This is a genomic window from Streptomyces sp. NK15101 (assembly GCF_020400725.1).
GTDB lineage: Bacteria > Actinomycetota > Actinomycetes > Streptomycetales > Streptomycetaceae > Streptomyces.
In genome coordinates, this window is sequence record NZ_JAINVG010000167.1 from 1 (window position 1) to 6,265 (window position 6,265).

Sequence of the window (6,265 nt, forward strand, 5' to 3'; positions counted from 1 at the left end):
GGGCGTCGTCGCCGCACACGATCATGTGCCCGGCGGGGGCGGTGCGGGCCTGCCGGTCGGCCCGGAGGGCGGGCGCGCCGAACGGACCGGCGGCGGGTGTCCCGGGCTCCCGGGCGGGGCCGGGGACGGACCGCCCCGCCGGTTCGACGGGCACCGCTCCGGCGGTGCGGTCCGGAACGGCGTTGCTCTGGTACGGGTGTGAGGGCACGTCACAAGGATGCCCTGCCCCGCCGACAGCGGGTCCCGGCCGGGGCGGGCCGTGGGGCGCCACCCGGGCGGAGGCACGACGCGCCGCCGTACGCCACACCCGCTACGCCGGTCGGCGCACTCCGATCTGCGCGGTCCGCACCTCCTTCCTACGGTGGCTGAATGATCGTCACGTCAGCTGTCCGTCATGCCGCCGCCGGTTCCGCGGCGCTGCTGTTCGTGCTGCCCGTTCCGGCGGCCGCCTCTCCCGCCACGTCCGCCACCTCCGTCACGTCTTCCGTGGGGGAGCCCGCCCCGCCCGCGCCCCGGCACGCCGACCCCGCGCGCCTCGACCGGCGGGGCACTCAGGTGCAGCGGCTGCCGGGGGCGCCTGCCGTGCCGTCGGTCTCCGCGCTGTCGTGGGTCGTGGCGGACGCCTCCTCGGGCGAGGTGCTCGCCGCGCGGAACGCGCACCGGAAGCTGCCGCCGGCCAGCACCCTCAAGGCGCTGTTCGCGCTCACCGCGCTCCCCCGCCACGGGCCGTCCGAGCGGCACACCGTGGCCGATTCCGAGCTGACCGGGATCGGGGCCGGCAGCAGCCTGGTCGGGGTGAAGGAGGGGTACACGTACAAGGTCTCGGACCTGTGGAACGGTGTCTTCCTCAGCTCGGGGAACGACGCCGTGCACGTCCTGGCGGCGATGAACGGCGGCTGGGAGTCGACGATCCGGCAGATGCAGGAGAAGGCCCGCTCCCTGGGCGCCGAGGACACCCACGTGGTCTCCCCCGACGGGTACGACGCCCCCGGCCAGGTGTCCTCCGCGTACGACCTGGCGGTGTTCGGCCGGGCCGGGCTGCAGAACCCGGACTTCGCCCGGTACTGCTCGACGGCGTACGCGGACTTCCCGGCCGGCTCCTGGTCGTACGGCATCGCCAACACCAACCGGCTCCTGACGGGCGCGGACGGGGTGGACCGCTACCCCGGGCTCCTCGGGATCAAGAACGGCTACACGAGCAACGCGGGCAACACCCTGATCTCGGCGGCCCGGCGCGGTGACCGGACGCTCGTCGTCTCGGTGATGAACCCTCAGGAGGGCGGCGGGTTCGCCGTGTACGAGGAGGCGCGGTCGCTGCTCGACTGGGGCTTCGAGGCGGCGGACCGGGTGCGGCCGGTGGGCTCGCTCGCGCCGGTACGGGCGAAGGCCGCGGCCGACCCGGACACGCGGGCCGTGTCGGTGGCCCGGGAGGGGCGCGGCGCGAAGGCGGCGCCGGCGCCCGGGGCCGGGGCCGAGCCGGCGGCCGCGCCCGTGGGGCAGGCCCGGGAGGTGGAGCCCCCCGGCCCGTCGGCCGGGCTTCCGCTGACCCTGGTGGGCTCGGCCTGCGTCGCCGCGCTCGCCCTGTGGGGGTGGCGGCGCAGGGCGGCCCGCCGGGCCTGACGTCCCGCCTCGTGGACCGCCGGTCGTGCGGCGCCGCTGGAGACACCGGACCCGGGTCGTGCCGGCGACGGTTCGGTGGGTGCCGCACGATCCGGCCTCTAACCTGCGGGAACACCGCCCGGGACCGGCCCGGGCGGCCTTCCTGGGGAGTCACGTGATGACGGACGAGGCGCTGACGGGCGGGACGTCGACGGACGGGACACCGAAAGGCGGGACGCCTACGGACCGGACGCCGGAGGACCGACCGCCGAAGGACCGACCGCCGGAGGACGGCACGCCGGAGGGCCTGTCGCCGTCCGCGCGGCTCGTCGAGCGGTTCCGGGAGGTGAACGGCGACCATCCGATGACCGCCGCCGACGACGCGTACGTCACCGCCCGGTTCGTCCCGCTGGAGGCGCTGTGCGCCGCGCTCGGCCGGGACCCCGACGAGGTCCGGCTGCTGATGCTCGCGGAGCTGCTGCCGCTGCCCGGCTATCTGCGGTCGGACGGCGCCGAGATGGTGCCGCGCGATCTGTTCGCGCTCGCCGACGCGGCGGGCGGCGTCGACCGCCTGCGCGCGTGGTTCACCGGACACTGGGAGGACCCGGACCGGGGCGACGGGGAGTGGGCGGCGTACCTGAGCGGCCAGTACGTCTGCCTGCATGCGGTCACCCCGGCGAACATCCACCGGAAGGAGGAACTGACGGCGGAGATCACCGCGCGCCTCGCGACGGCCGGGGACGACCCCTCGCCGGAGTGGCGCGCCGCCCTCCACGCGCGCGTGGACGAGCTGGACGCCCTGGAGCCGGCGTTCACCGCGTACGACCGGCTGCGGTTCGGCGGGCCGGTCTCGCGGGACACCTGCGTGGACGCGCCCCGGGCGCTCTTCCCCCCGGTGTCTCGCTGAGCGGCGACCCGGCGGGCCGGAGCCCCCGGGTCGCCGGCCGTGCGCGCCCGTCAGGCGCCGACGTACTCCGCGAGGTGCTCGCCGGTGAGGGTCGAGCGGGCCGCGACGAGGTCGGCGGGCGTGCCCTCGAAGACGATCCGCCCGCCGTCGTGGCCCGCGCCGGGGCCCAGGTCGATGATCCAGTCGGCGTGCGCCATGACGGCCTGGTGGTGCTCGACGACGATGACCGACTTGCCGGAGTCCACGAGCCGGTCGAGCAGGCCGAGGAGCTGCTCCACGTCGGCGAGGTGGAGGCCGGTGGTCGGCTCGTCGAGGACGTAGACGCCGCCCTTGTCTCCCATGTGCGTGGCCAGCTTGAGGCGCTGCCGCTCGCCGCCGGAGAGCGTGGTGAGCGGCTGGCCGAGGCTCAGGTAGCCGAGCCCGACGTCGGCGAGCCGGGCCAGGATCCGCTGCGCCGCCGGGGTGTGCGCCTCGCCGGAGCCGAAGAACTCCTCGGCCTCGGTCACGGACATGGCGAGCACCTCGCTGATGTCCCGGCCGCCGAGGAGGTGTTCGAGCACCGCGGGCTGGAACCGCTTGCCCTCGCAGTCCTCGCAGGTGGAGGAGACGCCGGCCATCATGCCGAGGTCGGTGTAGACGACGCCCGCACCGTTGCAGGTGGGGCAGGCGCCCTCGGAGTTGGCGCTGAACAGCGCCGGCTTCACGCCGTTGGCCTTGGCGAAGGCCTTGCGGATCGGGTCGAGCAGTCCGGTGTACGTGGCGGGGTTGCTGCGCCGGGAGCCGCGGATCGCGCCCTGGTCGACGGAGATCACCCCCTCGCCGGCGGGGATCGACCCGTGCACGAGCGAGCTCTTGCCGGAGCCGGCGACGCCGGTCACGACGGTGAGCACGCCGAGCGGGATGTCGACGTCGACGTCGCGCAGGTTGTGCGTGGACGCGCCCCGGATCCTCAGGGCTCCGGTGGGCTTGCGGACCGATTCCTTGACGGCGGCCCGGTCGTCGAGGTGGCGGCCGGTGACGGTGCCGGCGGCCCGCAGCCCGTCCACGGTGCCCTCGAAGCAGACGGTGCCGCCGGCCGTGCCGGCGCCGGGGCCGAGGTCGACGACGTGGTCGGCGATCGCGATGGCCTCCGGCTTGTGCTCCACGACGAGCACCGTGTTGCCCTTGTCGCGCAGCTGGAGCAGCAGGTCGTTCATCCGCCGGATGTCGTGCGGGTGCAGGCCGATGGTGGGCTCGTCGAAGACGTACGTGACGTCGGTGAGCGAGGAGCCCAGGTGGCGGATCATCTTGACGCGCTGCGCCTCGCCGCCCGACAGCGTGCCCGCCGGCCGGTCGAGGGAGAGGTAGCCGAGGCCGAGTTCCACGAAGGAGTCCAGGGTCAGCTGGAGCGCGGTGAGCAGCGGCGCCACCGAGGGCTCGTCGAGGCCGCGGACCCAGGCGGCGAGGTCGCTGATCTGCATCGCGCAGGCGTCGGCGATGCTGATCCGCTCGATCTTGGACGCCCTGGCGCCCTCGCTGAGCCGGGTGCCGTCGCACTCGGGGCAGGTGGTGAAAGTGACGGCCCGCTCGACGAACGCCCGGATGTGGGGCTGCATGCCCTCCTTGTCCTTGGCCAGGAAGGACTTCTGGATGCGCGGGATCAGACCCTCGTAGGTCATGTTGATCCCGGCGATCTTCATCCGGACCGGCTCGTGGTGGAGGAAGTCCGCCAGTTCCTTCTCGGTGTACTCGCGGATCGGCTTGTCCTGGTCGACGAAGCCGGACTCGCTGTAGAGCCGGTAGTTCCAGCCGCCCGCGGTGTAGCCGGGGATGGTGAGCGCGCCCTCGGCGAGCGACTTGGACCCGTCGTAGAGCTGCGTGAGGTCGATGTCGGAGACCGTGCCCCGGCCCTCGCAGCCCGGACACATGCCGCCGGTGCGCTCGAAGGTCGCCCGCTCGGTCTTCCTGCCGCCGCGTTCGACGGTGATCGCGCCGCTCGCCCGGACCGAGGGGACGTTGAAGGCGTAGGCGCTGGGCGGGCCGATGTGCGGCTCGCCGAGCCGGCTGAAGAGGATCCGCAGCATCGCGTTGGCGTCGGTGGCGGTGCCGACGGTGGAGCGGGGGTCGGCGCCGAGGCGCTGCTGGTCGACGATGATCGCGGTCGTCAGGCCTTCGAGGACGTCGACCTCGGGCCGGGCGAGCGTCGGCATGAAGCCCTGGACGAAGGCGCTGTACGTCTCGTTGATCAGCCGCTGCGACTCGGCGGCGATCGTGTCGAAGACGAGGGAGCTCTTGCCCGAGCCGGAGACGCCGGTGAAGACCGTGAGCCGGCGCTTCGGGATCTCGATGCTCACGTCCTTGAGGTTGTTCTCACGCGCGCCGTGCACGCGGATCAGGTCGTGCCGGTCGGCGGCGTGGGGTACGGACGCCTGCTCGTCCGTCCTCGGGGCCTTGCTCATCGTGTCTCCAGCCTTCGCGGTGCCTGTCGGTGGTCCTCCGCGTCCGTGGCCGGGCCCGTCGGACGCGTCGGGCCGATCCGGCTCGGCGACCCGGCGGGCGCGTCGGACCCGTCGAGCACGTGAGCGAAGGTCGTGACGGTCACGCTAGTGGCGGCACGGGGGCCGTGCTTCTCGATTCCTGATCTCCGCCGTCGTCACGTAGCGCTCCGCGGCGAGGACGGCCTCACGAGTGGTGCGCACTCCCATCAGGACGCACAGGGTGTACGCCGTGTCCTCGAAGCGCCGGCGGGCCGACAGGTCGCACGGCCTGTCCAGCACGGTCCGCTCCTGGGCGCGGAAATGCCGGAGCAGCCGGTCGACGGTGTTCCTGTCGGGCAGCAGCATGGCCGTTCTCCTGTCTCCTGAGTCGCTTCATATTCCCGGCCGTCGGCCACGTCCGCGACCGATACGGACACGCTGAGTGACGGCGATGGCCAGGGGTGGCCGTCGGAATGCGCTTCCGGCGCCCATGGCGGAGGGTCGGAGACATGAATCCGAGCACGATTTCGCGCGTCGTCGTCACGGGCGCCACCGGCAACGTCGGAACGAGCCTCATCCGGATCCTGGCCCGTGAGCCGGGCATCGGCTCCGTCCTCGGTCTCGCCCGCCGCCGGCCCGGGCTCGACCTCCCCGGGGTGGAATGGGCCGAGCTGGACCTCTCCCGGGAGGGGGACGAACCCCGGCTCGCGCAGTACGTGGCGGACGCGGACGCGGTGGTGCACCTGGCCTGGCGGTTCGGCCCGACCCATGACCCGGTGGAGACGTGGCGGACCAACGTCCTGGGTTCGGTCCGCGTCTTCGACGCGGTGGCGGCGGCGCGGGTTCCGGTCCTGGTGTACGCCTCCTCGGTGGGCGCGTACTCCCCCGGCCCCGAGGGCGGCCCGCCGGTGTCCGAGGCGTGGCCGACGCACGGCTGGCCGGGGGCCGCGTACACCCGGGAGAAGGCCTATCTGGAGCGGGTCCTCGACACGTTCGAGCGGGACCATCCGATGACCCGGGTGGTCCGGATGCGTCCGTCGTTCCTCTTCAAGGAGGAGTCGGCGAGCGAGCAGCGGCGGATCTTCGCCGGACGGTTCTTCCCCGGGCAGCTGATGCGGCCCGAACTGCTGCCGCTGCTCCCGGAGTTCGAGGGGCTCCGCTTCCAGGTCCTGCACACCGAGGACGCGGCGGACGCCTACCGCAGGGCGTTGCTGCGGGACGTCCGGGGCGCGTTCAACCTCGCCGCGGAGCCGGTGATCGACGGCGCGACGCTGGGCGAGCTGCTGCACGCCCGGCCGGTGAA

The 6,265-nt window shown here is 73.7% G+C and carries 6 protein-coding genes; 3 read left to right on the plus strand and 3 right to left on the minus strand.

The genetic code is table 11. The features are described from left to right. Nucleotides 1–208 (minus strand): hypothetical protein (locus K7G60_RS38015; protein WP_225805538.1); only part of this gene is annotated, 208 nt, incomplete at its 3' end. A gap of 161 nt (nucleotides 209–369) precedes the next feature. Between K7G60_RS38015 and K7G60_RS38020 the strand changes: the two genes are divergently transcribed. Further along, nucleotides 370–1,620 carry a D-alanyl-D-alanine carboxypeptidase family protein gene (locus K7G60_RS38020; RefSeq protein WP_225805539.1) on the plus strand — a complete coding sequence of 417 codons (1,251 nt, stop codon included), beginning with the start codon at nucleotides 370–372 and terminating at the stop codon, nucleotides 1,618–1,620. Between the two features lie 157 nt (nucleotides 1,621–1,777). Then, nucleotides 1,778–2,506, plus strand: coding sequence for a DUF6058 family natural product biosynthesis protein (locus K7G60_RS38025; RefSeq protein ID WP_225805540.1), 729 nt, complete (start codon nucleotides 1,778–1,780; stop codon nucleotides 2,504–2,506). 50 nt (nucleotides 2,507–2,556) lie between these two features. On the opposite strand, the gene K7G60_RS38030 is transcribed toward K7G60_RS38025, so the two are convergent. Both K7G60_RS38030 and K7G60_RS38035 read right to left on the minus strand, forming a co-directional pair. Then, a complete protein-coding gene (locus tag K7G60_RS38030; RefSeq protein ID WP_225805541.1) occupies nucleotides 2,557–4,944 on the minus strand; it encodes an excinuclease ABC subunit UvrA in 2,388 nt (795 codons plus the stop codon). A gap of 144 nt (nucleotides 4,945–5,088) precedes the next feature. Beyond that, on the minus strand, nucleotides 5,089–5,328 hold the full coding sequence (locus K7G60_RS38035) for a DUF5133 domain-containing protein (RefSeq protein ID WP_225805542.1): 240 nt from the start codon (nucleotides 5,326–5,328) through the stop codon (nucleotides 5,089–5,091). 143 nt (nucleotides 5,329–5,471) lie between these two features. Here K7G60_RS38035 and K7G60_RS38040 point away from each other — a divergent pair. Next, nucleotides 5,472–6,265, plus strand: a 794-nt coding sequence (locus tag K7G60_RS38040) for an NAD-dependent epimerase/dehydratase family protein (protein WP_225805543.1), incomplete at its 3' end; no start/stop codon positions are given.